The following is a 25,600-nucleotide window of genomic DNA, read 5'->3' as shown; positions in this document are numbered from 1 at the left end:
GCCAAACCGTTCACCTGGACCAAGTCCGCGGAGTATCTACTGGGCAAGATGAAACGCAAACAAACCATTAACACGGAACACTAGCTGCCGGCCGGGGTGCTGATCCTCACGGTCCTGCCGTTGACCGTGACGGTGTCGCCGTGGTGGAGTTGGCGGCCGCGGCGGTCGTCGATCTCGCCGTTGACCTTGACCAGGCCGCCCTTGACCAGCTCCGCCGCCTCCACTCCGTCCTCCACCAGGCTGGCGAGTTTCAGCAGCTGCCCCAGCCGGATCATGTCGTCGCGGATGGGGATCTCTTCAATTTCCGGGTTGCTCATAATGCAATAATGCCTGACGTAAAGTGACAGCCATGACCCACACACCCCGGATGCCCCTCATCGCCGGCCTGCCACTGGCCGTGGCCGCAGGGCTGCTGATGCCGGTCCAGGGCAGGATCAACGGCGCGCTGGGCGCGGCGCTCGCGGACGGAATCGCCGCCGCAGTGGTCAGTTTCAGCACCGGACTGGTGCTCATGATCGCCATTTCGCTGGCGTTAGCCAGGGGCCGGGCCGGGCTGGCGCGGATCCTGCCCGCCGTCCGGAACCGCGACTTCCCGCCGTATTACGTCCTGGCCGGCTGCATCGGGGCCTTCTTCGTTTTCACCCAGTCGTTCACCGTGGGCCTGCTGGGCGTAGCCCTGTTCACCGTGGCGGCTGTGACCGGTCAGACACTCAGCGGGCTGCTGGTGGACCGGATGGGGATCGGCCCCGCCGGCAAGAAGGCCATCACCGGCATCCGGGTGCTCGGCAGCGTCCTGACCGTCGCCGCCGTCGCCTGGGCCGTCTCGCCGCGCCTTTCCGGGGCCGAATCCGGGGCGCTGCAGTTACTCGTTCCGGTGTTGCTGCCCGTGCTGGCCGGGTTCCTGATGAGCTTCCAGCAGGCCATGAACGGGACCGCGACGGTCCACTACGGCACCCCCATCACGGCCACGCTGGTGAACTTCGTGTCCGGCACCGTCCTGCTCTGGACCGCCTGGCTGATCAAGCTCGGGGTGGCCGGCACCGGAAATCCGCTCCCGGGGGAGTGGTGGTACTACCTCGGCGGGCCAATGGGCTGCGTTTTCATCGGGGTGGGCGCCCTGCTGGTGCGCAGCCTGGGCGTGCTGGTGACGGGGCTCGGAATGATTTCCGGCCAGCTGCTGGGCTCACTCGGCCTGGACGTCGCCTTCCCGGCACCGGGGACCGTCGTGGCCCTGCCTACGGTACTCGGCACCATCCTGACCCTGGCGGCGATCGTCCTGGCCACCTTGCCCTGGCCCAAAGGCGCCCTGAAGCGGTAGCCCTGAAGTGGTAGCCCCGGCGGGGCGGCAGCCCGGTAGGCTAGGAGGCGCAGCTGCACCGCGGCATTTGGCCGCAGCGACACTGAGCAACAGCGGCAGTTAGCCCCCGCAATTTGCACCCACAGCTTTGTTTGTTTTGCGTTTTTAGTGCCCCGTCCGGCAACCAGCCGGGGGTTCCGGGGCTGAGACCGCGGACCGCACCCAGCGGCCCTGTAGAAAGTGGAGTTCCCATGGCAGCAAAATCCGTCCTCGACCAGATCATTTCCCTCGCCAAGCGCAGGGGTTTCGTATTCCAGGCCGGTGAAATCTATGGTGGCTCCCGCTCCGCCTGGGACTACGGGCCCCTAGGCGCGGAGCTCAAGGAAAACATCAAGCGCCAGTGGTGGCAGTCCGTGGTGCGCGGCCGTGACGACGTCGTCGGCCTCGACTCCTCCGTCATCCTGCCCCGCCAGGTCTGGGAGGCGTCCGGCCACGTGGATGTCTTCTCCGACCCCCTGGTGGAGTGCCTCTCCTGCCACAAGCGCTACCGCGCGGACCACCTCCTGGAAGAGTTTGAGGAAAAGAAAGGCCGCCCGGCCGAGAACGGCCTCAAGGACATCGCCTGCGCCAACTGCGGCACCCGCGGCCAGTGGACCGAACCGCAGGAATTCTCCGGGCTGCTCAAGACCTACCTGGGCCCGGTGGCCAGCGAAGAGGGCCTGCACTACCTGCGCCCCGAAACCGCCCAGGGCATCTTCGTCAACTTCAGCAACGTCCTGACCACCTCCCGCAAGAAGCCTCCGTTCGGCATCGGCCAGATCGGCAAGTCCTTCCGCAACGAGATCACGCCGGGCAACTTCATCTTCCGCACCCGCGAGTTTGAGCAGATGGAAATGGAATTCTTCGTCGAGCCCGGCACGGATGAGCAGTGGCACCAGTACTGGATGAAGGAACGGATGTCCTGGTACACGGGCCTCGGCATCAAGGAAGACAACCTGCGCTTCTTCGAGCACCCGCTGGAAAAGCTGAGCCACTACTCCAAGGGCACCACGGACATCGAATACCGCTTCGGTTTCCAGGGCTCCGAGTGGGGGGAGCTCGAGGGCGTGGCCAACCGCACCGACTTCGACCTCTCCACCCATGCCAAGGCCTCCGGGGCGGACCTGAGCTACTTCAACCAGGCCACCAACGAGCGCTACACCCCGTATGTGATCGAACCCGCCGCCGGCCTGACCCGCTCCTTCATGGCGTTTATGATCGATGCGTACACCGAGGACGAGGCACCCAACGCCAAAGGCGGCGTCGACATCCGCACCGTGCTCAAGCTCGATCCGCGCCTGGCCCCGGTCAAGGCGGCCGTGCTGCCGCTGAGCCGCAACGAGGACCTCTCGCCGAAGGCCAAGGATCTCGCCGCGCAGCTGCGCAGGAGCTGGAACATCGAGTTCGACGACGCCGGCGCCATCGGCCGCCGTTACCGCCGCCAGGACGAGATCGGCACCCCGTTCTGCATCACCGTGGACTTCGAGACGCTGGAGGATCAGGCCGTCACCATCCGCGAACGCGACACCATGAGCCAGGAACGCGTCTCCCTGGACAAGGTGCAGGGCTACCTGGCCGCCCGCCTGATCGGCGCCTGAAGATGGCGATCGAATACCGTGAATGGCGCGACGGCGACGACCTTGCCCTGCTGGAAATGTGGGGCGGCCCGGAAACGGTCCAGGCCGGGCAGTTCCGCGGCACCCTGGCACCCTCCGGCAACGCGCCGTGGCGCCGCTGCATCGTGGCTGAGGACGTCGTCGACGGCGTGGCCGTCCCGGTCGCGGCGGGCGTGGTCCACGAGGCGTCCCTGCACCCGGAACGGCTCTGGGCCTACATCGAGGTGGACCGGCACCACCGCCGCACCGGCGTCGGGTCCACCCTGCTGACCATGCTCCGGCACGAGGCCGCACAGTCGCCGTCGGGCGTCACCAGGTTCCGGACCAAGGTGGAACCGGGCACCCCGGGCGCGGCCTTCGCCGCGGCGGCGGGCCTGGCCGCGATCCAGCGGTCCCGGCTCGTCGTCGTCGACCCCGGAGCGCTCAAGCTGGCGGTCTTCGGTGACGGCTCCGAAGCCGCCGCCGCCGAACAGATCGAAGACCTTGCCACCGGTTCCGTGGAGCTGAGCGACGTCGTGGGCCGCTACTACACGGCGGTGCACGGCTGGGACAGCCCCGGGGACCTCAGCATCGCCACCGTGCAGCGGCTGTTCCTGGCCGAGCTCAGCGGCGCACACGGAGCGATTGTGCTCCGCGCACCGAAGGCCAGTGCCTTCGGCCCGGGCGTGCCGGCCAGCAAAAAGGGCCGGCTTGAGGCCTTCGCGGTCAGCTACGCGGCGCTAGTCCCCGGCGGGGAGCACATCGAGGGCGGCGAGGGTGCCACATCCGGCCAGCCCACCGACGTTTTCGTGGGCCACGAGCCGCAGCTTCTCCCGGAGCAGGCCCAGGCCGCCGTCCGTGACCTGCTGGCGCTCATCGCGTTCCAGCACCCCGTGCTGCTGGAACTGGACGATTCGATGACGGCGCTGTGTGCCGTCGTCGAGCCCCTGCTGGACAGCGGCAACGCCCGCGAACAGGGTACCGAGACCCTGGTCGTTTCCGACCCGGCCTAGGACTTAACCCAACTGACCCGCATCTGTGGCCGTTATGGAGCGTCATATCGGCCACAGCTGCGGGTCAGGTTGCGTTTGTGGCTATTTACCTGGCGGCATCACCGGCGGGACGAAGTCGAAGGTCATCCCCAGCAGCCAGACCAGCAACAGCACCACCGGCAGGTGGAAGACAAACTGCAGGAAGGTGAAGCCCACCAGGTCCCGGGCCCGCAACTTCAGCACCGCGAGCAGCGGCAGCATAAAGAACGGGTTGATCAGGTTCGGCAGGGCCTCGGCGATGTTGTAGATCTGCACGGTCCAGCCGAGGTTCATCTGCACATCGGTGGCGGACTGCATCACGTAGGGCGCCTCCACGAGCCATTTGCCGCCGCCCGAGGGAACCAGCAGGCCCAGCAGCGCTGTGTACAGCGCAATGACGACGGCGAACCCGCCGCCGCTGCCGATGTCCGTGAAGAATTCGGCCAGGTGCGCGGAGATGGTCATCCCGCCGTTGCCGGTGGCCCTGGTGAGGATCGCGGCCATCGCGGCGTACAGCGGGAACTGGACCAGGATGCCGGCCGTGGCCGGGACGGCCTTGGTGACGGCCTGCAGGAAATTCCGCGGCGTGCCGTGCAGCACCAGGCCCAGGATCAGGAAGACCAGCAGATAGCCGTTGAGGCTGCTGACCACCGACAGGAACGGCTTGGTGAGGAACTGCGAGGCGAGCCAGCCGAGCGTCAGGATACCGGCCAGGATGGGCAGGATCATGCTGTATTCGAGCCATTCGCCCGGGCGGGAGCGCGGCTCCGGCTCGCTCGGTTCGTCATCGAGGTCGACGCCGAGAACCTCGGCGGTGCGGATCGCGCCGCCCTGCGGCGCCGAGAAGTGCGCGATCACGGTGGTGAGGGCCATCAGGATGACCAGGGTGAGCAGCGACTGCCAGGTGAAGATGGTGGTGCCGAAGTCCAGGATGCCGGTGATCTTCAGCAGGGCCGGCGGCAGCGATGCCGCGGTGGCCTGCAGCTGGGCGGCGGAGGAGGAGAGCCCCAGCGCCCAGACGGCGCCGAGGCCCATGAACGCGGCCGCGCCGAGCGCCCGGTAGTCCACGGTCAGATCCTTGCGGCGGGCGATGGCACGCGCCAGCAGGCCGCCGAAGATGAGGCTGAGGCCCCAGTTGAGGAAGGACACGGACATCGACATCAGCGCCACGAAGCTCACCGCGGTGCGGGCGGTGGCCGGGATCAGGGCGAGGCGGTTGATGAGCCTGGCCACGGGCGGGGACGTCGCCACAACATAGCCGGTGAGGACCACCATGGCCATCTGCAGGGTAAAGGCGGTCAGGTCCCAGAAGCCGTTGCCGAACGAATCAGCCACCGACTGGGGCGAGGCGCCGATCGCCAGGGCGGCCCCGGCGATGATGACGACGCCGGCCAGGGCGAAAATGTACGCATCCGGGAACCACTTCTCCGTCCACGCCGCCATCCGTTGGGCTATCCGGGCGAGACCGCGTTCTTCGATTCCGCTGGTCGTCAGGGCTGTGTTTGCCACAGAGGACTACCTCTCCATTGAGTGTGATTTTCTACCCCATGGAGTTTAGTGGGCCAGCGGCGGGAATCCGGCCTATCGGCGGCGGCCGCCTGCGCGCCGCGGGCCCTCGGCTTCATCGAGCCGCCGCCGTTCGTGCTCGCTGGGAGCTCCGCCGCCGCGGTCCGCCGGCATCCACCAGGCGCCGGGGGCCGCTGTCAGCGGGAAGTCCGCGATGCCGGCGTCGATCCCGGCCTGCAGGACCCCGCGCAGCCGGGCGGTGGCTGCCCGCACGTCGTCCGAGGGGGCCACGGTCAGCGGCTCGCCGACATGGACCCGGACCGGCGCGCGCCACGCCAGGCGGGGGGAGAAGCCGCCGCGGCGGGTCAACTGTTGGCGCGTCATCAGGCGATGGGACCCCCAGACCGAGACGGGGATGATCGGCACGCCGGCCTCGGCGGCCATCCGAACGGCGCCGGTTTTGCACCCGCGCACCTTGAAGCTCCGGCTGACGCCGGCCTCGGGCAGGACGGCGACGTACTCGCCGTCGCGGAGTTTCCGCACGGCGGCGTCGTAGGCGTGGGAGCCGGTGTCGTATCCGACGACGACGTGCCCGGCGGCGCTAATGGCGGGGCCCGCGAACCAGTGGTCGGCCGCTCCCTGGGTGATCAGGAAGCGCAGCTGGGCCTCGCTGGTCCACCACAGCAGCAGCTCGGCGAAAGCGAAGTCGAGGTACCCGAAGTGGGTGATCGCGACGACGGCGCCCCGGCCCGGGGTGACCCGCCGGGAGGTGCGCCCGGTGGAACCGGCGGCCGACTCCGGCGCCGGGAGGTGCTCCCGCCCCGTGACGATGATACGGATCCGGAACAGCCACCGCAGCGCCAGGCCGGTGCGGACGATGACACGGTAGAAGCGGTCGTTGGGCTTGGGCCGCCAGGCCATCAGTGCCCGCTGGTCCGGGGCCCGCTGGGCCGGGACTTACCGGAATTGCCGGAATTGCCGGAATTGTCGGGTTCGCCGGGTTTGCGGGGCGGCCACGGCAGGAAGCCGGAGGTGGACTCGACGTATTCCTTGTAGCCGGGACGGGCGGACATTGCCTTCTCGGTCAGCGGCTTGCCGGTCTTGCCGGCCAGCGTCCAGATCATCAGCGCGGGGGAGAGGATGGTCAGCACACCGGGCCAGGAGTCGGCGGCGACGAGGAAGAGCCCGGCCCAGACGGCCGCGTCACCGAAGTAGTTCGGGTGCCGGGTGTAGCGCCACAGGCCGGTGTTCAGAACCGTACCGCGCTTGGACGGATCGTCCTTGAACTTCGCCAACTGCCAGTCGCCCACGGTTTCGAAGGCGAAGCCCACGATCCAGAGCAGGACGCCCGCCAGCGCCAGCCAGCCGAGGCTTCCCGTGCCGAACATGCCCACCTGTACGGTGAGCGAGACGAAAAACAGCACCACAGATTGGGGGAGGTACACGCGGCGCAGCGCGTAGACGTTGCGGGAGCCGGGGGCTGAGGAGAGCATGTCCACATACCGGGGATCCTCGTGGCCGCCGCGGGCGCGGAGGCCGATATGGACGGCCAGCCGGATGCCCCAGACCGCCACGAGCGCCAGGAGCAGAAGGCGGCGGCCGCCGTCGCCGTGGCCGGCGGAGAGCAGCCACGAGATGGCGGCGACGACGACGAAGCCGAGGCCCCAGACGGTGTCGATGACCGAATGTCGGCTCTGCCGGACGGCGATGGCGAAGGTCAGCGCCAGCAGCGCCAGGAGGCCTGCGGCCACCCAGGGGAGGCTGGCGAGGAAAGCCTCCAACGGGAAGACACTGAGCGCGGATCCGGGCATCAGAGCACCACCGGGAGACGGCCGCCGGGGGCGGGGAGGAGGGTGCGGAAGGCGTCCGTGCTGTCCGGCAGTCCCCTACCCGCGCGGCCGGCGAAGGCATCCAGGATGAAGCCGTTGGCGAGGGAGTTCCAGAGACCCACCCGGCGGACCATAAAGTGCCCGGCGCCCTTGAGGGACACATAGTCCACGGATTCCGCGACGCCGTCTGCCCGGCGGGCGTAGGCGAGCGAGTTGGCGGGGCTGGTCCAGCGGTCGTCGGTGCCGTGAACGATCAGGATCCTGCGGCCCGCAACGGGCTCAACCGGCGTCGCATGGTTCAGCCACGGGGCCAGTGCCACCACGGCTTCCACCTGCGGATCATCGGCGACGCAGAGCGCGGTCAGCCCACCCATCGAGTGGCCCAACAGATAGACGGGCACTCCCGGGTGCACGCGGCGGATGTGGGAAAGGGCCCAGCGGGCGTCCTGAACGGGGGACATGTCCTTCCCGTTCCAGCCCCGGTAGCGGTTCCGGAGGGTCCAGACGGCCAGCCCGTGCGGTCCGCCCCGCGAGCGGAGCGCCGAGGCGAACGGCAGCATCCGGGCCGGGCTCAGGTGCCGGGGGCTGACAGACTCGTAGCTTTCCGATCGTCCGCCGTGCAGCACCAGGGCGACGCCCCGGGGTTCCCCGGCAGCCTCGGCAATGCTCAGCACGGCCTTGGCGGCCGGAGCTGTTGGCTCCTGATCGCGGTCGTCCAGTATTTGTGTGGCCACGCCGGTGTCCTCCAGTTAGTTCGTCCCTCAAATAACAACCATAAGTCGCCCGGCGGCGTTCCCGGCGCGCAGTTCCTCAGGTCATTCCCACAGCATATTCGGAGCCGGGCCACCGGGGGATTGGATCGCAACCCGGGCGCAGGGCCCGCGGGCGGATGGACCGGGTGTCCCCGGCAGCTGCGGCGTCATCCGTCCGGAGCGGCGCCGGAAACGCCGTAAGGTTTCCGGCATGAGGTTGAACTGCTGATGGGTGCCGGACATTCCCATGCCCCCACGGACCACGCGGCTCCGACGGCCCAGGCGCTCGCCGCACGGGCCAGGGCCAACTGGATCCTGGCTGCCATCCTGATCCCGCTGACCCTGCTGACGCTCGCGGCGATGGCAATGATGTGGCCCTCGGGCAGCAAGGAAAGCATCAAGCTGGCGAGCCCCTACGCGGCGGCGCCCGGCGTCACCTTCGATACCGGAAAGATCCAACGCGTCGTCACCGGCAGCTGCATGGAGGGCGCCCGGACCGGCGGCGCTGGCGGCGACGCGGCCGGCGACGCGGCCGGCCAGGCCGCGCCGCAGGGCTCCGAGTGCACTTTCGCCTTCACCGAGCCGGACAAGGGCGGCAATCCCGTCAAGGTGGTCATCAACCCCGACGTCGCCAAATCCCACGGGGTCAAGGTGGGCGACCTCATCCGCTACCTCAACCTGTCCAAAGCGCCGGGCGCCTCGGAGGCCCAGGGCTCCCCCGCCTATGTGTTCGTGGACTTTGTCCGGACCCTGCCGATCATCTTCCTGGCAGTGCTGTACGCCGTCGTCGTGATCGCGGTGGCGCGCTGGCGCGGGCTGCGCGCCCTGATTGGGCTCCTCGGGGCCTACGCCGTGCTGGTCACCTTTATGTTGCCGGGGCTGGTGGAGGGCAAGCCGCCGCTGCTGCTGGCGCTCGTGGGGTCCACGGTGATCATGATCGGGGTGCTCTACTTCGCCCACGGCTTCTCCGCCCGGACCTCGACGGCGCTGCTCGGCACGATGTTCGGCCTCGGCATCACCGCGCTGCTGGCGGCCTGGGCTACCGACGCCGCTAACCTTGCCGGCGTCGGTAGCCACGATTCCGCCACCCTCGCCAACATCTCGGACAACATCTCCATCTCCGGCATCATCCTGTGCGGGCTGATCATTTCCGGCCTGGGCGTCCTGAACGACGTCACCATCACGCAGTCCTCGGCCGTCTGGGAGCTGTGGGAACTCGCCCCGGAAACGTCCGCGCGCCAGCTGTTCACCTCAGCCATGAGGATCGGCCGGGACCACATCGCCTCCACCGTCTACACCATCGCCTTCGCCTACGCCGGGGCGGCGCTGCCCATCCTGATCATCGTGATGCTCTACGAGCGGCCAATCGGCGACGCCCTCACGAGCGCCGAGCTTTCCGAGGAAGTCATCCGCACCCTTGTCGGTTCTGTTGGGCTGGTCCTGGCGATTCCGGTCACCACACTGATCGCGGTGCTCGTGGTGAAGGCCACCGGACTCAGGGGCGCCGGGCTCAAGAACGCCGGTGACGTTGCGCCCGGCGGCGGGCAACTTGCCGCGTCCACCGCGTCCACCGCGTACGACGGCGGCGCCGGTGACCGCGCGTACGACGGCGGCGCCCGCGCGGGCCGTGCCGGCGGTGACGATGCGGGGCCAGCCGGCGGCCGCGGCCGCCGGAGCGCCGTCCGCAGATGACGCCCGTTATCCACATAGCGCTGCCCGGAGCAGGCCGATTTGCCCGGCTTTGAGACAATGGAGGGGTGACTGTTGTAGCAACGCCTCCCGCCCCGACGCTGGAACTCCCGCCCCTGAAGCTCGGCCCCATCACGGTGGACACCCCCGTGATTCTGGCTCCCATGGCTGGCATCACCAACTCCGCCTTCCGCCGGCTATGCCGTGAATACGGCGGTGGCCTCTACGTCGCCGAAATGGTCACCTCGCGCGCCCTTGTGGAGCGCACGCCGGAATCGCTGCGCATCATTTCACACGACGACGACGAGAAAGTCCGCTCCGTCCAGCTCTACGGCGTGGACCCCGTGACCGTCGGCCAGGCCGTCCGCATGCTGGTCGAGGAAGACCGCGCGGACCACATAGATCTCAACTTCGGCTGCCCCGTGCCCAAGGTGACCCGGCGCGGCGGCGGCTCGGCCTTGCCGTGGAAGATCGACCTCTTCACCTCGATCGTCCAGACGGCGGTGAAAGAAGCCGCCAGGGGCAACGTCCCGCTCACCATTAAGATGCGCAAGGGCATCGACGAGGACCACCTGACCTACCTCGATGCAGGCCGGATCGCCCGCGATTCCGGCGTGGCCGCCGTCGCGCTCCACGGCCGCACCGCCGCGCAGTTCTACTCCGGCCAGGCCGACTGGTCCGCGATTGCCCGGCTGCGCGAGGCGCTTCCCGACATTCCGGTGCTCGGCAACGGCGACATCTGGTCCGCCGAGGACGCGATCCGCATGGTCCGCGAAACCGGCGTCGACGGCGTCGTCGTGGGCCGCGGCTGCCAGGGACGGCCGTGGCTGTTCGGCGACCTGATGGCCGCCTTCGAAGGCAGCAACAAACGCCACAAGCCGGACCTGCGCCAGGTGGCCGAAAGCGTCTACCGCCACGCCGAACTCATGGTGGAAACCTTCGGCGACGAGAGCAAGGCGCTCCGCGAAATCCGCAAGCACATGGCCTGGTACTTCAAGGGCTATGTGGTTGGCAGCGAACTGCGGACCAAGCTGGCGATGGTAACCAGCCTCGAGGTGCTCCGCGGGACGCTGGACCAGCTGGACCTTGATTCGCCGTACCCCGGAGTCGACGCCGAAGGCCCGCGCGGCCGCGCAGGATCGCCCAAGAAGCCCGCCCTTCCCAAGGACTGGCTGCTGGACCGCACTATGGACGCCGCACAGTCGCGGGACATCTCCTTCGCGGAACTGGACGTGTCCGGTGGCTGAAACCAGGACAACCGCCCCCGTCCTGGACGGCTACGACGCCCGCGACTTCGCCCGCTGGGTGGAGGAACCGCCCAAGACCACCTACCGCTCGGACTTCGAACGCGACCGCGCCCGGGTGCTGCATTCCTCTGCGCTTCGGCGGCTCGGCGCCAAGACGCAGGTTGTGGCACCGGACACCGATGACTTTGTCCGCACCCGCCTGACCCACAGCCTCGAGGTGGCACAGGTGGGCCGGGAACTGGGCCGCGCCCTAGGGTGCGACCCCGACGTCGTGGACACGGCCTGCCTGAGTCACGATCTCGGCCACCCGCCCTTCGGGCACAACGGCGAGTCGGCCCTGAACGAGGTCGCACACGCCATCGGCGGCTTCGAGGGCAATGCCCAGACCCTGCGCCTGCTGACCAGGCTGGAGCCCAAGGTCCTCACCCCGGACGGCCGCCCCGCCGGGCTGAACCTGACCCGCGCCAGTCTCGACGCAGCCGCCAAGTACCCGTGGTCGGCGGAGAACGCCCCCATCATCCACGGCCAGCGGACCAGTAAGTTCGGCGCCTACGAGGACGACCTTCCCATCTTCGACTGGATCCGCGAGGAGGCACCCGAGCGGCGCTCCTGCCTCGAGGCCCAGGTCATGGACCTTGCCGACGACATCTCCTACTCCGTGCACGACGTCGAGGACGCGATTGTGGCGGGACACTTCCAGCTGCGCTGGATGGACAACCCGGACCACCGGGCCCGGGTCGTGGGCTACGCCAGGCAGTGGTATCTGCCGCATAACGATCCCGCCGCGATCGACGCGGCGTTGGCCCGGCTCGAAGCCACGAGCGTCTGGGTCCGCGAGGCCGACGGCAGCCGCAAGTCCATGGCTGCGCTCAAGGATATGACCAGCCAGTTCATCGGCCGGTTCTGCCAGCGCGCGCTGGAAACCACCCGCGCCGTCTACGGTCCGGAGAACCTCACGCGCTATAGCGCCGAGCTGATCGTCCCGGAGGAGACCGTGATGGAAATCGCCGTGATGAAAGGCCTTGCCACCACGTTCGTGATGACCACCGAGCACCGGCAGCCCATCTACGAACGCCAGCGCGAAGTCCTCCATGCCCTAGTTACCGCGCTGAGCGCCACCGGCGACCGGAACCTGGAGCCGATGTTCGCCGCCGACTGGCGCGACGCGCAGGACGACGGCGCGCGGCTGCGTGTTGTGATCGACCAGGTCGCTTCGCTGACCGACGGCTCCGCACTGGCAATGCATGAGCGGCTCGTTGGCAGTCTGCCGTCGCTGTGGTGACTGGCACCATAACCGACCCGTCGGCGTCGCACCCGGGTACTAGGATGGCACTGTGGCCGGCCTGATCAAACGCGAAGATATCGACGAAGTACGCCAGCGCACGGACATCAAGGAAGTCGTCGACGGCTACGTGACGCTCAAGGGCGCGGGGCTGGGCTCCTTCAAAGGCCTGTGCCCATTCCATGACGAGCGTTCGCCCTCGTTCACCGTCCGTCCCCAGGTGGGCAGATACCACTGCTTCGGCTGCGGCGAGGACGGCGACGTCATCTCTTTCGTGCAGAAACTGGACCACACCTCGTTCCAGGAAGCCGTGGAGAAACTGGCCGCCCGGATCGGCTTCGAGCTCCGCTACGAGGATGGCGGCTCCGGCCCCAACCGCGAGGATATCGGCCGCCGGCAGCGCCTGCTCGACGCGCACAAGGTCGCCGACGAATTCTTCCGCGCCCAGCTCCTGACCCCCGGTGCCACCGAGGGCCGCAACTTCCTGCACGAGCGCGGCTTCGACCGCACCGCGGCCGAGCAGTTTGGTGTCGGCTATGCCCCGCAGGGCTGGGACTCGCTGCTCAAGCACCTCCGGGGACGCGGCTATACCGACCCCGAGCTCAAGCTCACGGGGATGTTTTCTGAAGGCGGACGGGGGATTTACGACCGTTTCCGGGGCCGGCTGATCTGGCCGATCCGGGATATCGCAGGGGACACCATCGGCTTCGGCGCCCGCAAACTCTATGAGGACGACCAAGGCCCCAAGTACCTCAACACCCCCGAAACCGCGCTTTACAAGAAGTCTCAGGTCCTCTACGGGATCGACCTTGCCAAGCGCAACATCGCCAGGGAACGCCAGCTCGTCGTCGTGGAGGGTTACACCGATGTCATGGCCTGCCACCTGGCCGGGATCACGACGGCGGTGGCCACCTGCGGAACCGCGTTCGGCACCGATCACATCAAGATTGCCCGCCGACTTCTTTCCGACGACGGCAGCGGAGGCGAGGTCATCTTCACCTTCGACGGCGACGCCGCCGGCCAGAAGGCTGCGCTGCGCGCCTTCGAAGAGGACCAGCGCTTCGTGGCGCAGACCTATGTGGCCGTCGAGCCCAACGGCGCCGACCCCTGCGAGCTGCGCCAGTCCAGGGGTGACGCGGCCGTCCGTGAGTTGATCGACACCCGCCGCCCGTTGTTTGAGTTCGCCATCCGCGCCGCCCTGAAGCGGCACAACCTGGACACCGTCGAGGGCAGGATCGCCGCGCTGCGCGAATCCGCCCCGGTGGTAGCCCAGATCCGCGACGTCGGCATCCGCCCCGCCTACGCCCGCGAACTGGCCGGCTGGCTGGGCATGCCGGTGGAGGACGTCAGCCGTGCGGTGGGCGCTGCGGCCAAGCGTGCCCCCCAGCCGCCGTCCGGGGGCTCCGCACCCGGGCATGGGGGACAAGGGCAGGGTTCCGGCTACGCTCCGGGGGCTGGCGGGGGAGCTCTGGCCCGGTCGGCGCCGGGTGTGGCGCCACTGCCGCCGTCGGCGGTTCTGCCGTCCTTCAACCGGCCGGATCCGCGCGACCCGGTGGCCTCCATGGAGCGGCAGGCGCTTGAGGTGGCCTTGCAGGAGCCCGCGATGCTGGAAGGCGAGACCTGGCAGCGCTTTTCCGAGGCACGCTTCTCGACGCCCGCCTACCTTGCCATCCACGAGGCCATTCGGGCCACCGGACTGGCCTTCACCGGGGATCCGGTGCGCTGGGTGGAGGCGTTGCTGCAGGAGGTTCCCGAGCCGCTGCGGCCGCTCGTGTCCGAGCTTTCCGTTGTCCCGTTGCCGGCCAGTACCGCGGACGGGGTGCTGCGGTACTGCAAGGACATCCTGGCGCGCCTGTTCGAGCTGCAGATCACCCGGGTCAAGGCAGAGAAGATGGGCCAGCTGCAGCGCCTTGATGCCTCGTCGGATCCGGAGGAATTCCAGCGGCTCAACCGCGAGCTCATGCAGCTCGAGATGCAGCGGCGGTTGCTTCGTTCGGACGCCTGACCGCCCGGCTTGGGTTGTCCCGCCTGCGTTGTCCCGTCCGTGTTGTCCCGCCTGCGTTGTCCCGTCCGGGGGCAATTTCACTTCCCGGCAGGGTGTTTGCTAGGCTTAGATCCGCTTCATTCCTCCTTAGCTCAATTGGCAGAGCATTCGACTGTTAATCGAAGGGTTGCTGGTTCAAGTCCAGCAGGAGGAGCGCGCAGTCCCCGTTCCGGGTTACCGGGACGGGGACTTTTCTATACCCGGAGGGGGTATTTTCTATTTCCTGCGGGCCGGGAGTGCTGCCGATTTCCAAAGCGGCAGATCCTTTGCTAATGTCGTACCTGCTTCATTCCTCCTTAGCTCAATTGGCAGAGCATTCGACTGTTAATCGAAGGGTTGCTGGTTCAAGTCCAGCAGGAGGAGCGGACAGGTCCCGCGGCCGACGAACAACCGGCTGCGGGACCTTTTTTGTGCCTGGGAATGGTGGGGCCGTGCCGGGGTGCCTCAAACGAAGTACATCTCCACCTGCAGGAACCGCTCCGCCTCGGCCACGGCGGACTCGAAGGCCTCATGCTCAGTGGGGGACTGCCTCGGTACGCGGGGATGCCACTCATGCGGCGCCGAATGGACCTGGGTGAAGCCCCCGCCGGGCGGGGCGTAGAAGATCCCGAATCGCTGCACGGGCCATTCCGGGGAGGTCTCCGGGGCAACCAGCAGGGCGGAGTCGTAGGCCGGGTTGTACCACTGGGCGATCGGGCGCCGCCGGTCCTCCGTGAACAGCCCGCCGGCGAAGAGGGCCGCCGACTGGGAGCTGGTCTGGCTGCACAGGCGATCCCACCACAGAGGCAAAATCCCGGCGTCGCACCGCTGCCACGTGGCCGGTAGGGGCGGAGGATCCTGCCAATCGGGCACACTACAACTTTATCGCCCGCGGCGGACCGGGAACAGGGCCCGAAGACAGGGCGCGAAGCCAGGGCATGAAGACAGGGCGCGAAGCCAGGGCGCGAGGCCAGGGCACCAGACCCTGCCCGCCCGCCGCCCGCCGCCGTTGGGCATGTCCCGCGCTGGGGTGGGCGGATGGACATAATGTGAATATGCCCACTCGCGGGCGCCACAGATGGGCATGTCCCGCCGGGAGTGGGTGGCGGAGCGGGCGGGCAGCGTCCTAGCCGATTGCCGGCACCGTGCGCGGCCTCACAACGAGCCAGAGGGCGGCTGCGCCGAGGAAAATGCAGACGGCCTGGACTGAGCCCATCGGGGAGGCCGAGCTGACACCGAGCCAGCCCACGATGGGCGAGACCAGGCCCGCCAGCATAAACGTGGCCGCTCCGAGCAGGGAGGCCGCGGTGCCGGCCTGCGCGCCGTGCTTGGCCAGCGCCAGCACCTGGACACAGGGAAAAGTGAAGCCGGCGCCGAGGATGTAGAACCAGAGCGGCACCATCACGCCCCACAGGCCGAAGCCCAGCTGGTCGAAGATCACGATCAGCACGGCCATGAGGAACATCCAGGCTGTCGAGCAGGCCAGGATCCACTGCGGCGGAACCCGGCGGATAAGCCGGGAGCTGGTCTGGACACCGGCGACGATTCCCAGCGAGTTGACGCCGAAGAGCAGGCCGTACTGCTGGGGGCTGAAGCCGTAGACACCCTGGAAGAGAAACGGCGAGGCGGACAGATAACTGAACAGCCCGGCGAAGTTCATCCCACCCACCAGCAGCAGGCCCACGAAGATCCGGTCCGCGAACAGAACCCCGTAGCGCTGGCGGGCGGTCATCCCAGTCTTCCCGCGGAGCTCCCTGGGCAAAGTTTCGCGGACCACGAACACGGCAGCGATGATGACGCAGGACCCGTAGCCGGCCAGGAAGAAGAAGATGCCAGGCCACGGCATGAACAGCAGCAGCTGCGAACCGATCACGGGGGCGAGGATCGGCGCGAGGCCGTTCACCAGGGCCATCCGGGAGAACATCCGCACCATGGCGTAGCCGCTGAAAAGGTCCCGGACCATCGCCATGGCCACCACGCTGCCGCCCGCGGCGCCGATGCCCATGAGGACCCGGAACAGGCCCAGCGTGGTGATGTCCGTGGACAGTGCCGCGCCCAGGGACGCGGTGATGTGCACGGCCGTGGCCAGGATCAGCGGTATCCGCCGGCCGAATTTGTCGCTCAGCGGGCCCACCACGAGCTGCCCCAGGGCGAAGCCCACCGTCGTTCCGGTCAGCGTGAGCTGCACGGCGACCGCCGAGACCCCGAGGCTCTCTTCCAGGGCCGGGAATGCGGGCAGGTAGAGGTCAACAGTGAATGGTCCCAAAGCGGTCAGGGCACCCAGCATCAAAATGTAGAGGAGTTTGCGACGTCGGCTTAGCGAATCGCCGGGATTGCTGTGTGTACTCACGGAGTTCAATCCTAGGGCCACCCCGCAGCCGCGCCCCGGCCGGCGGCGGGGGACGCGCCACACCCCGCCGCCGCGCCCGGCCGGGAGCCTGAATGGTAGTTTTGACACCGGGGTGTGCGTGAAGCGGCGCACACCCGTCAAGCCCGCGGAAGCGGATTCACAGATGTAACCAGATAGGCGGGACCGATGAGCGGACGTCACAGCGGCGGGACAAGCGGCGGGAAAAGCGGTAGAGTCCGCATTTCGGCGCTGCCCGGAACCTTGAAACTGATCTTCAAACTCGCTCCCCGGCAGCTCAATGACGAGATCGCCTTCGCCAAGATCGAGCTTAAGCGCAAGGGCATCCAGGTCGGCGTCGCCGCAGCTTTTCTCGCCGTCGCGGTGGTCTTCGTTTCCTTCCTGGTTGTCGGGCTTATCGTCGCTGCGATCATGGGCCTCGCCACGATCATGCCGGCCTGGCTGGCGGCGCTGCTGGTCTGCGGCGTTTTTCTGCTGATCGCCCTGATCGCCGGGCTGCTGGGCGTCGGAAAGTTTAAGAAGGCCATGCCGCTGGTTCCCCAGGAAACCATCCGCGGCCTTAAGTACGACCTCGGTATCGCGAAGGAGGGTTCCGCCTTCGACCCCTCAGTTCTGGATCCCAACTCCGAGAAATACAAGGCAGCCAAGGCAGCCAAAGCCGAGGCTGCGGCCAAGGCGAAGGCCGAGAAGGAAGCCAAGGCTGCCGCCGAGCCGGACTTCGGCCCGCCGCCCGGCGAAGCTGAACTGCGACGCCGGCTGGACCAGCGCCGCAGCCACCTCGCGGGGGTCCGGGATGACCTCACCGGGGAACTCGATGTCAAGACCCAGGCGCAGGCGCTGCTTGCCGCCACCCAGGCGAAGCTGGCGGACAGCAAGGATCAGCTCAGCGCCAAGATCACCGCATTCCGGTCATTGTCCCGGAAACCGACGACGCCGTCGACGACGAAACGGACGACGCCGGCCAGCGGCACCGAGGGCGCCCCGCGGTCCTCCAGCGTCGCCGGACAGCTCGGGCGGCGTTGGAAGCCGCTGGCCGCGCTGACCGCCTCGACGGCCGCCCTGGTGTTCCTGCTGCGCAGGCTCGTCAAGGGCTAGGAAGACCACTGAACGCCGAAGCGACACCGTTGACAGCCATGGAAAGGGGGAACCGATGAAGTTCATCGGCGCTGGTGCCCAGCCCGGGCAGCCTTCGATCCACCACGATACGGTTTTTACCATCCCCAATCTCCTCACTGTTGTGCGGTTCCTCGGCGTTCCACTGTTTATCTGGCTCGTTCTCGGGGCACAGGAATACGGCTACGCCGCCCTCGTACTGGCGATCATGGGCAGCACCGATTGGGTGGACGGCTACGTTGCCCGCCGCTTCGACCAGATGTCCAACCTCGGCCGGGTCATGGACCCCATCGCCGACCGGATGTCGTTGATCGCGGTCGCCGTGACGCTGGTAATCGCCGGCGTCGTCGAATGGTGGTACCTGGCCGCGCTCCTCGTCCCCGACGCCATTCTGCTGACACTTTCGCTGTACTACTTCCACGGCCACCCCGACCTGCCCGTAAGCAGGATCGGCAAGATCAGGACAGCCCTGCTGCTGGTCGGCACCCCGCTGCTGGTGCTCGCCAGACTGCCAATCCCGGCCACCGAGGTGTACTTCGTGGCTGCCTGGATCTTCCTGGGCATCGGCCTGGCGGGGCACTGGATCGCCGGCTACAACTACTTCCGGGCCATCATCCGCAAGGGCAAGGGCAAGGGCAAGGGCAAGGAACTTAGGAACAACGCCGACGACGGCGGCTCCCGCTGATGGTTTGGCTCGCTGTCCTGCTGGCAGTTCTTGGCGCCTTTTGCCTGGCCATCGGCGCCCAGCGCCAGGGAAGTGCGGTTAAGGCGGACACTGGCGGACTGGCCCTGAGCGGCCACGGGCTGCTTCGCCTGCTCCGGAGCCCCCGCTGGGTCTTCGGGCTGCTGCTGCTCACCGCAGGCATGGCGTTGAATGCCGTCGCCCTAGTCATGGCCCCCCTCACAGTGGTCCAGCCGATCGGGGCGATCGCGCTCGTCATCACCACGATCGTGAACGCCAAGGACCAGGGGCTGAGCATCAACCGCGCCACGGTGGTGGCAATTTCCGCCTGCGTCACGGGGTCCGCGCTGTTCGTTCTGCTGGCCGTGAACGTGACCCAGGAGAACCATCGCGTGAGCTCCTCCGACGAGCTGACCATCGTGCTGCTGCTGGCGCTGGCGGTCGGCCTTTTTGCGACGTTGGCCCTGATGTTCAAGCACCGCATGAGTGCCTTCATCTATATCCTTGGCGCAGGTGTCCTGTTCGGGTTCGTCGCCGTGCTGACGCGCATCATCGGCAAGCACCTGCTGGACCCGAATGGCCTGGGACTGCTGAATGTCCCGTGGTACTCCGTCGTCGCGATCGTGGCCGCGGGCGGCCTCGGCTCCTGGTTCGTCCAGAGCGCATATTCCGGCGGCCCGCCGGACCTCGTTATCGCCGGACTGACTGTTATCGACCCGATGGTCGGCATCGCGATCGGGATCACGATCCTCGGCGAGTTGCGGCCCGACGTGCACGCCGTGATGGCGATTGCGATGGGAACGGCCGCTTCGCTTGCTATCGTGGGAGTGATCGCCCTGTCCAGGCATCATCCCGAGGTCACCAAGCGCAAAAAGGACGCGCGGAAGGACTCGGGCCGGGTGTCCTAGGGCAGCCACCGGACTTCAGCAGCAGGCCGGGCCACGGCCAGACCAGGGCATGCCGGCACCGAAGGCCGGCGGGCCACCAATGTCCCTGCTGCCCGCACCATGAACACCAGGAGCTTTCCACGTGACCATGCCCGATAACCAGCACCCGCTGACCATCCTGATTGCCGCGGACACGTACCCGCCCCACGTCAACGGCGCCGCCATGTTCGGTTACCGCCTCGCCAGGGGCACGACCGCGCGCGGACACAATGTGCACGTCCTGGCCTGCCGCCCGGACACGGGCAAGAGCTACAGCGAGTTCGGTGACGAAGCTACAGTCCATCGGATCCGCTCGCACTCAGTGCCCACCCACGACTACTTCCGAATCACCTTCCCTTGGGAGATCAAGAAGGAAATCAGCCTGTTGTTCGACCGGATCCAGCCCGACGTGGTGCACATCCAGAGCCACTACATGATCGGCGAGCACGTGCTCTACGAGGCCGTGAAGCGCGGCATCCGGATCGTGGCAACCAACCACTTTATGCCCGAGAACCTGAACCCTTTCCTGCCCTTCCCGCAGTGGTTCAAGGACATCGTGGGCCGCATTTCCTGGAAGGACATGGGCAAGGTCATGGGCCAGGCCGACGTCGTCACCACCCCGACGCCGCTGGCGGCCAGTGCAATGCACCAGCACGCCTTCCTCCGGAAGGTCCTCCCGCTCTCCAACGGTATCGACGCTGCGGCCTATGAGCTCCAGCCCGGCGAGGAGCTGGAGCGCCACCCGAGCCCCACCGTATTGTTCGTGGGCCGGCTCGCGGAGGAAAAGCATATCGATGTCCTGATCGACGCCGTCGCCAAGACGCCCCGGGACCTTGACGTCCATCTGGAAATAGTCGGCGGCGGCGAGGTGCGCCCGGCCCTCGAGGCCCAGGTCGCCAGGCTCGGCCTGCAGGACCGGGTCAAGTTCCTGGGTCTGGTCAGCGACGCGGAGCTTCGCTCGGCGTACCTCGCGGCGGACCTGTTCTGCATGCCAGGCACGGCCGAACTGCAGTCGCTGGTGACGCTGGAGGCGATGTCCGCCTCCACCCCGGTGCTGCTCGCGGACGCCATGGCCCTTCCGCACCTGGTGCACGACGGCGAGAACGGTTACCTCTTCACTCCTAACGACAGCGACGACCTGTCGGCCAAGATGGTCCGCGTGCTGATGCTTCCGGCGGATGAACTGGCGGCGATGGGCAAGGCGAGCCGGGGCGTGGTGGAGAATCACAGCATCGAACGCACCCTCCAGGCCTTTGAGGAGCTCTACCGCGGCGCCAGCTACGACGACATGGTGGTCTGACGGACCGGGATGTTAAGCTGCTCCGGGCCGTCCTGCGGCGGAGGCCGGCACTGTTCGGCCGGTCCGGCCCAGGACGACTACTATTGCTAGAGTGTTTTCCCCGGAAGCAGTCCGGCCCCGGCAGGGCGGGTGCGGGTTCCGGGTCCATGGGGCTATAGCTCAGCTGGTTAGAGCGCGGGACTCATAATCCTAAGGTCCTCGGTTCAAGTCCGAGTAGCCCTACTTTTCTGCGGAATCCTGCCAGGGTCCGCGGCAAGAGAAGCCGTGGCCGGTGTTTCGACACCGGCCACGGCTTCTCCTGTTTCCAAAGAGCTGCGGCCTGAATCTCCCGCCGGTGTTAGCTCCGTCACTTGCGGGGAGGCTGGCGGCTGCGGTATGTTACTCATGAGTAACATACCCGGCGCGATGCCCGCACCCGGATGGTCGCTGCTGATATCGAGTGAAGGAATGTCATGTCCAAGGCTGAGATCGACATCAATAACCTCCCGTACGCCGACGGCGACTTCTTCGCGTTCGAGCAGCTGCTCAGCGGCAAGGAACAGGACCGGCTGGCGGAGGTCCGGGAGTTTCTGGCCCGCGAGGTCAAGCCAATCGCCGTCGACTGCTGGAACCGCGGTGAGTTCCCGATGGAACTGATCCCGAAGCTGGCCGAGATCGACCTGGTCAGCCCGGTCAAGCGGCAGGGCCACTCCAACCTCTTCGCCGGCATCCTCCACGCCGAACTAACCCGCGCGGACACCTCGATCGCTACCTTCGTGGGCGTCCATGACGGACTCTTCACTGGCTCCATCGAGGCACTTGCCTCGCAAGAGCAGCAGGAGGCCTGGCTCCCGGACATCTACTCGCTGAAGAAGATCGGTGCCTTCGGCCTCACCGAACCCCTCGGCGGTTCCGACGTCGCCGGCGGCACCCGCACCACGGCGCGCCGTGAAGGCGGGAGCTGGATCCTCAACGGAGCCAAGCGCTGGATCGGCAACGCCACCTTCTCCGACTGGGTTGTCATCTACGCCCGCGACCTCGCCGACAACCAGGTCAAGGGTTTCCTCGTGGACACCAAAACCGAGGGCTACAGTGCCACCAAGATCGAGAACAAGATCTCGCTGCGCGCGGTGCAGAACGCCGACATTGTCCTGGATAACGTCGTGGTGCCGGACTTTTTCAAACTGGTCAATGCCAACAGCTTCCGGGACACGAACAAGGTCCTTAAGGTCACGCGCCTCTCCGTCGCCTGGCAGGCCGTCGGCCAGCAGCTCGCGGCGTTCGACGTCGCGCGCCGCTACGCCGTGGAGCGCAGCCAGTTCGGGCGCCCGATCGCCTCCTTCCAGCTGATCCAGCACCAGCTGGTGCAGATCCTCGGCAACGCCGTCAGCTCCCTGGGCATGATGGTCCGGCTGTCCCAGCTGGAGGACCAGGGTCAGGCCAAGGATGAGCAGTCCGCCCTGGCCAAGGCCTTCACCACCGCCCGCATGCGCGAAAGCGTGGCATTGGGCCGCAGCATCCTCGGCGGCAACGGGATCGTGACGGACTACGAGATGGCAAAGGTCTTCGCCGACGCCGAAGCCATCTACTCCTACGAGGGCACCCACGAGATCAACACCCTAGTCACCGGCCGCGCCATCACCGGCATCTCCGCGATCGTCTAACGGCTCCCCAACATGGCAACCCGGCAGTAAGCCAGTAGAGGCCGCCCGGCCATGGTCATTTCCTGGCCGGGCGGTCCTTCTCTGGCCGCAGCTTGCGGACGTTTTCCCGCTCGAGTTCCGGAACCCTCGAGGTCCCGCAGCACCGGCACCATCCGCAGAACCCGCAGAACCCGCAGAACCCGCAGGTCCCGCAGTACCCGCAGGTCCGGCAGCACCGGCAGCAGCACCGAGGGCCTGAGGTCCATCACGAAAGCCAGCGGATTCAGATACTCCGCTCCGCGCCGCACGCCCCAGTGGACGCAGGGATCCGGCCCGCAGTGGCCGGGCCGTACCCGCCCCAGGATGTCGCCCGCCGCCACGGCGGCCCCCGCCGGGAGGCCGCTCTCCACGGGTTCGAAACTGCTTCGCAGCCCGTTGCCGTGATCCACGGTGACGACGGGCCGGTCCACCACGACGCCGACAAAGCTCACGGTGCCGGACGCCGGCGAGGCGACGGGGGCGCCGTCGTGCGCTGCCCGGAGGTCAACACCGCGGTGACCGCTCAGCCACGGCTTGGCGGGCGGATCAAAAGCCCGCAGCACCGCCGGCCTGGGGCTTAGCGGCCAGCCCCAGGCAGCAGGCGCTGCCGGCAGCACCGCCGGCGACGTGGGAGCGGCGGCCGCCGACGTGGGAGCGGCGGCCGCCGCCACAGGGGAAAGTGCCAGGAGCATGGCCGCGAGGATCGCCCGGGTGAATCCAGTCTTCATGGACCCAGCCTGCGCGGGTCTCCGAGCATATAGAAGCACCCTCCCGCGCTATGTGGATAGGTGCCCGGACAGTACTCTGCCTCCACGGTGAATACGTCCGATCCGGCGGTGCCCCTGTAGTACACTTGCTGGAGCAGTTTGCTGTGCCCTCACGCTCGTTCAATCTCGATTGTCCAGGCCGGCACGCCTCATTCAGGGGTGCGGGGGAGCAGCGGCTGACTACGCGTATCCTGCCCTCCTCGTCTGAAGCCTCAACACTTCAGCGTGCGGAGGACTGTGCTTTTTGCGGTCCGGCCCTGTGGTCCGGATAAAAAGCGCAGTGGATGCCAGGAGCACCGCCCGCCTGGGTGGTGCTAACAAACCGTCAACTATTGGCAGGGTAAGACAGCCCACGGGCTCTCTCATGAATGACCTGCCGGAAGGAGCGCCGGCATGCCCGTCGTAACTATGCGCCAGCTGCTTGACAGCGGCGTCCACTTTGGACACCAGACCCGCCGTTGGAACCCCAAGATGAAGCGATTCATCTTCACGGAGCGCAACGGCATCTACATCATTGACCTGCAGCAGTCGCTGTCCTACATCGACCGTGCCTACGAGTTCGTGAAGGCCACCGTTTCACACGGCGGCACCGTTCTCTTTGTCGGCACCAAGAAGCAGGCGCAGGAATCCATCGCCGAGCAGGCCACCCGCGTTGGCCAGCCCTACGTCAACCAGCGTTGGCTCGGCGGTATGCTGACCAACTTCCAGACCGTCTCCAAGCGCATCCAGCGCATGAAGGAACTGGAAGAGATCGACTTCGACGACGTCGCCGGTTCCGCGTACACGAAGAAGGAGCTGCTGCTTCTTCGCCGCGAACTCACCAAGCTGGAAACCAACCTCGGTGGTATCCGGAACCTGACCAAGGCGCCTTCCGCACTGTGGATCGTTGATACCAAGAAGGAACACCTTGCCGTCGACGAAGCCAAGAAGCTGAACATCCCGGTTGTTGCCATCCTGGATACCAACTGCGATCCGGACGAAGTCGACTTCCCGATCCCGGGTAACGACGACGCCATCCGCTCCGTCAACCTGCTGACCCGGGTTGTTGCTGACGCCGTTGCCGAGGGCCTCATCGCACGCAACCAGCGCGCCACGGGCACCACGGAAGCTCCGGAAGAGCCGCTTGCCGAGTGGGAGCGCGAACTCCTCGAGGGCAGCAAGACCGAAGCGGCTGCCGCTGAGGCCACCCCGGCTGCCGAGGCTGCTCCGGTTGCCGAAGCACCCGCCGCTGAAGAAGCACCCGCCGCTGAAGAAGCTCCGGCTGCCCAGGCTGCTCCGGCCGCCGAAGCTCCCGCTTCTGAAGAGGCACCCGCCGCCGCAGAGGAAGCCCCGGCAGTTGCCGAGGCAACCGACGACGCCGCCGGCGAAACCAAGTAGCCAGTAGGGCAATCCGCCAGCTCGGCTGACAAGTGAAGCCGACTGGCAAAGCTGACAAGTAAATCTGGATCTCCCCACCCGCCGTCCGCGGCGCAGGGGGTGCCGACAGGATGGTCGCTCACCGGGTGGGCGGCCGTCCTGTCGGTCCGTACACCACATATAATTTCTAGACAGAGGGGTTCACATGGCGAACTACACTGCTGCTGATATCAAGGCTCTGCGCGAGCGCACGGGCGCCGGCATGATGGATGTCAAGAAAGCTCTTGACGAAGCCAACGGTGACGCCGAGAAGGCCATCGAAATCATCCGCATCAAGGGCCTGAAGGGCGCTACCAAGCGCGAAGGCCGCTCCACCGCGGAAGGCCTGGTTGCTGCTAGGATCGACGGCGGCGTTGGCGTGATGATCGAAGTTAACTGCGAGACCGACTTCGTCGCCAAGGCGGACAAGTTCATCCAGCTCGCCGACAAGGTCCTCGCCGTTGCAGTCGAGTCCGGCGCTGCCGACCTCGAAACCCTGCTGGCCACCGAAGTCGTCGGCAAGCCGCTGTCCGAGGTTGTCATCGAAGAGGGCGCTGTTCTGGGCGAGAAGGTTGTTGTCCGCCGCATCTCCCGCGTCGAGGGTGCAACCGTCGACGCTTACCTGCACAAGACCTCCAAGGACCTCCCGGCCCAGGTCGGCGTCCTGTTCGCAGTGGACGGCGACGGCGAAGCAGCTACAACTGCAGCCCACGACGTCGCCGTCCACATCGCCGCGATGTCCCCGAACTACCTCTCCCGCGAGGATGTTCCGGCCGCGCTCGTCGAGTCCGAGCGTCGCATCGCCGAGGAAACCGCCAAAGCTGAAGGCAAGCCCGAGGCTGCGATGACCAAGATCGTGGAAGGCCGCGTTACGGGCTTCTACAAAGGCGAGGTCCTCCTGGACCAGTCCTTCGCCAAGGATGCCAAGAAGTCTGTTGCCCAGGTCCTCGAAGAGGCTGGCGTCAAGGGCACCGCCTTCGCGCGTTTCCGCGTCGGTTCCTAGTCTGAAGTTACGCAGGTTAAGACAGGAAGATCCCCGGGTTTCCGGGGATCTTCCTGTCTTTGGGTCTGGGTTGTCTGGCTACTTTCTGTGGTTGG

At 67.1% G+C, this 25,600-nt stretch carries 22 protein-coding genes and 3 tRNA genes; 17 read left to right on the top strand and 8 right to left on the bottom strand.

Translation table 11 applies throughout. From position 1 onward, the window contains the following. Window positions 1-80 precede the first annotated feature (80 nt). A complete protein-coding gene (locus RCH07_RS16910) occupies window positions 81-317 on the bottom strand; it encodes an RNA-binding S4 domain-containing protein (protein ID WP_326968649.1) in 237 nt (78 codons plus the stop codon). A 32-nt stretch (window positions 318-349) separates the two neighbouring features. Here RCH07_RS16910 and RCH07_RS16905 point away from each other — a divergent pair, with 32 nt between their 5' ends. The 3 genes from RCH07_RS16905 (at window position 350) to RCH07_RS16895 (ending at window position 3,944) form a co-directional block, all read left to right on the top strand. After that, complete coding sequence (locus tag RCH07_RS16905; protein WP_326968648.1) at window positions 350-1,318, top strand: DMT family transporter; 969 nt, start codon at window positions 350-352, stop codon at window positions 1,316-1,318. Between the two features lie 230 nt (window positions 1,319-1,548). After that, complete coding sequence (locus RCH07_RS16900; RefSeq protein WP_326968647.1) at window positions 1,549-2,934, top strand: glycine--tRNA ligase; 1,386 nt, start codon at window positions 1,549-1,551, stop codon at window positions 2,932-2,934. Between the two features lie 2 nt (window positions 2,935-2,936). After that, on the top strand, window positions 2,937-3,944 hold the full coding sequence (locus tag RCH07_RS16895) for a GNAT family N-acetyltransferase (RefSeq protein WP_326968646.1): 1,008 nt from the start codon (window positions 2,937-2,939) through the stop codon (window positions 3,942-3,944). An 81-nt stretch (window positions 3,945-4,025) separates the two neighbouring features. Here the strand turns inward: RCH07_RS16895 and RCH07_RS16890 are convergent, their stop codons facing one another. From RCH07_RS16890 to RCH07_RS16875, 4 genes are all read right to left on the bottom strand, one after another. Next, window positions 4,026-5,471 (bottom strand): short-chain fatty acid transporter, encoded by a 1,446-nt coding sequence (locus RCH07_RS16890; protein ID WP_326968645.1) that lies wholly within the window; start codon window positions 5,469-5,471, stop codon window positions 4,026-4,028. Between the two features lie 72 nt (window positions 5,472-5,543). Further along, window positions 5,544-6,389, bottom strand: a complete 846-nt coding sequence (locus RCH07_RS16885; protein ID WP_326968644.1) for a lysophospholipid acyltransferase family protein — start codon at window positions 6,387-6,389, stop codon at window positions 5,544-5,546. Continuing rightward, on the bottom strand, window positions 6,389-7,279 hold the full coding sequence (locus RCH07_RS16880; protein ID WP_326968643.1) for a DUF1295 domain-containing protein: 891 nt from the start codon (window positions 7,277-7,279) through the stop codon (window positions 6,389-6,391). The genes RCH07_RS16885 and RCH07_RS16880 overlap by 1 nt, the downstream gene beginning before the upstream one ends. Then, window positions 7,279-8,031 carry an alpha/beta hydrolase gene (locus tag RCH07_RS16875; protein ID WP_326968642.1) on the bottom strand — a complete coding sequence of 251 codons (753 nt, stop codon included), beginning with the start codon at window positions 8,029-8,031 and terminating at the stop codon, window positions 7,279-7,281. Before RCH07_RS16875 ends, RCH07_RS16880 begins: the two co-directional genes overlap by 1 nt. 246 nt (window positions 8,032-8,277) lie before the next feature. Between RCH07_RS16875 and RCH07_RS16870 the strand changes: the two genes are divergently transcribed. From RCH07_RS16870 to RCH07_RS16845, 6 genes are all read left to right on the top strand, one after another. Next, on the top strand, window positions 8,278-9,741 hold the full coding sequence (locus RCH07_RS16870) for a YibE/F family protein (RefSeq protein ID WP_326968641.1): 1,464 nt from the start codon (window positions 8,278-8,280) through the stop codon (window positions 9,739-9,741). 65 nt (window positions 9,742-9,806) lie between these two features. Beyond that, the gene (gene dusB, locus RCH07_RS16865) at window positions 9,807-10,985 is read left to right on the top strand and encodes a tRNA dihydrouridine synthase DusB (protein ID WP_326968640.1); all 1,179 of its coding nucleotides are present in this window, start codon (window positions 9,807-9,809) and stop codon (window positions 10,983-10,985) included. Then, complete coding sequence (locus RCH07_RS16860; protein WP_326968639.1) at window positions 10,978-12,267, top strand: deoxyguanosinetriphosphate triphosphohydrolase; 1,290 nt, start codon at window positions 10,978-10,980, stop codon at window positions 12,265-12,267. The genes dusB and RCH07_RS16860 overlap by 8 nt, the downstream gene beginning before the upstream one ends. 52 nt (window positions 12,268-12,319) lie before the next feature. Next, window positions 12,320-14,272 (top strand): DNA primase, encoded by a 1,953-nt coding sequence (gene dnaG, locus RCH07_RS16855; protein WP_326968638.1) that lies wholly within the window; start codon window positions 12,320-12,322, stop codon window positions 14,270-14,272. 120 nt (window positions 14,273-14,392) lie between these two features. After that, window positions 14,393-14,465: transfer RNA gene (locus RCH07_RS16850), tRNA-Asn, on the top strand. 136 nt (window positions 14,466-14,601) lie between these two features. Then, window positions 14,602-14,674 (top strand) — tRNA-Asn (locus RCH07_RS16845). 81 nt (window positions 14,675-14,755) lie between these two features. Here the strand turns inward: RCH07_RS16845 and RCH07_RS16840 are convergent. Both RCH07_RS16840 and RCH07_RS16835 read right to left on the bottom strand, forming a co-directional pair. Next, complete coding sequence (locus RCH07_RS16840; RefSeq protein ID WP_326968637.1) at window positions 14,756-15,163, bottom strand: hypothetical protein; 408 nt, start codon at window positions 15,161-15,163, stop codon at window positions 14,756-14,758. A 253-nt stretch (window positions 15,164-15,416) separates the two neighbouring features. Continuing rightward, window positions 15,417-16,640: a multidrug effflux MFS transporter gene (locus tag RCH07_RS16835; RefSeq protein ID WP_326968636.1), complete on the bottom strand. Its 1,224-nt coding sequence runs from the start codon at window positions 16,638-16,640 to the stop codon at window positions 15,417-15,419. A gap of 186 nt (window positions 16,641-16,826) precedes the next feature. On the opposite strand from RCH07_RS16835, the gene RCH07_RS16830 reads away from it, so the two are divergent. From RCH07_RS16830 to RCH07_RS16805, 6 genes are all read left to right on the top strand, one after another. Continuing rightward, complete coding sequence (locus RCH07_RS16830; protein ID WP_326968635.1) at window positions 16,827-17,753, top strand: phage holin family protein; 927 nt, start codon at window positions 16,827-16,829, stop codon at window positions 17,751-17,753. A 55-nt stretch (window positions 17,754-17,808) separates the two neighbouring features. Further along, window positions 17,809-18,456, top strand: coding sequence for a CDP-alcohol phosphatidyltransferase family protein (locus tag RCH07_RS16825; protein WP_326968634.1), 648 nt, complete (start codon window positions 17,809-17,811; stop codon window positions 18,454-18,456). After that, window positions 18,456-19,361, top strand: coding sequence for a DMT family transporter (locus RCH07_RS16820; RefSeq protein WP_326968633.1), 906 nt, complete (start codon window positions 18,456-18,458; stop codon window positions 19,359-19,361). The genes RCH07_RS16825 and RCH07_RS16820 overlap by 1 nt, the downstream gene beginning before the upstream one ends. 121 nt (window positions 19,362-19,482) lie before the next feature. Continuing rightward, complete coding sequence (locus tag RCH07_RS16815) at window positions 19,483-20,679, top strand: glycosyltransferase (protein WP_326968632.1); 1,197 nt, start codon at window positions 19,483-19,485, stop codon at window positions 20,677-20,679. 148 nt (window positions 20,680-20,827) lie between these two features. Further along, a tRNA-Ile gene (locus RCH07_RS16810) sits at window positions 20,828-20,901 on the top strand. A gap of 230 nt (window positions 20,902-21,131) precedes the next feature. Further along, window positions 21,132-22,322 (top strand): acyl-CoA dehydrogenase family protein, encoded by a 1,191-nt coding sequence (locus tag RCH07_RS16805; RefSeq protein ID WP_326968631.1) that lies wholly within the window; start codon window positions 21,132-21,134, stop codon window positions 22,320-22,322. Here RCH07_RS16805 and RCH07_RS16800 read toward each other — a convergent pair. Beyond that, complete coding sequence (locus tag RCH07_RS16800; protein ID WP_326968630.1) at window positions 22,319-23,068, bottom strand: M23 family metallopeptidase; 750 nt, start codon at window positions 23,066-23,068, stop codon at window positions 22,319-22,321. The two genes, RCH07_RS16805 and RCH07_RS16800, sit on opposite strands and share 4 nt — an antisense overlap. Window positions 23,069-23,500: 432 nt before the next feature. Here RCH07_RS16800 and rpsB point away from each other — a divergent pair, with 432 nt between their 5' ends. Then, window positions 23,501-24,484, top strand: a complete 984-nt coding sequence (rpsB, locus tag RCH07_RS16795; RefSeq protein ID WP_326968629.1) for a 30S ribosomal protein S2 — start codon at window positions 23,501-23,503, stop codon at window positions 24,482-24,484. 184 nt (window positions 24,485-24,668) lie between these two features. Continuing rightward, complete coding sequence (gene tsf / locus RCH07_RS16790) at window positions 24,669-25,505, top strand: translation elongation factor Ts (protein WP_326968628.1); 837 nt, start codon at window positions 24,669-24,671, stop codon at window positions 25,503-25,505. Window positions 25,506-25,600 lie beyond the last annotated feature (95 nt).

It is taken from the genome of Arthrobacter sp. CG_A4 (genome assembly GCF_035985125.1).
GTDB lineage: Bacteria > Actinomycetota > Actinomycetes > Actinomycetales > Micrococcaceae > Arthrobacter.
The sequence above is the reverse complement of the archived record's forward strand: the minus strand, read 5'-3'. Positions and strand labels throughout refer to the sequence as shown.